Annotated in this window: 1 protein-coding gene; it reads left to right on the top strand. The window is 50.5% G+C overall.

The window, feature by feature from the left end; genetic code table 11:
• On the top strand, positions 1 to 315 hold a 315-nt coding region (locus MIB40_RS19530; RefSeq protein WP_249697186.1), incomplete at both ends, for an IS3 family transposase.

Below are 315 nucleotides of genomic sequence, written 5' to 3'. Positions count from 1 at the left end.
CTGGAAGAACAGAAGCCGATCTCAGCGATGTCTGGAAGATGATGATCTCAAGGTTGAGATTCAGGCGATCTATGACGCGAATGAAGGCCGTTATGGCAGCCCTCGTATCTTCAAGGCCTTGATAAAACAAGGGTATTCCGTTGGTAAGAAGCGTATTGAGCGCTTGATGCGTGAATTGGGGTTAGTGGCAAGGGTCATCCAGGTAACACGTCGCGCACCGGGTTCCAGGCGCTTTTTAGCCTCTGGAGAGAACCTGAGATCGAACGGTGGCGTTCCTGATGAAAAGAACAAAGTATGGGTAGCCGATGTCACCTA

Source organism: Aestuariirhabdus haliotis, assembly GCF_023509475.1.
GTDB classification, from domain to species: Bacteria; Pseudomonadota; Gammaproteobacteria; order Pseudomonadales; family Aestuariirhabdaceae; genus Aestuariirhabdus; species Aestuariirhabdus haliotis.
Note: the sequence above shows the minus strand (reverse complement) of the source record. Positions and strands in the feature narration are given on the sequence as shown.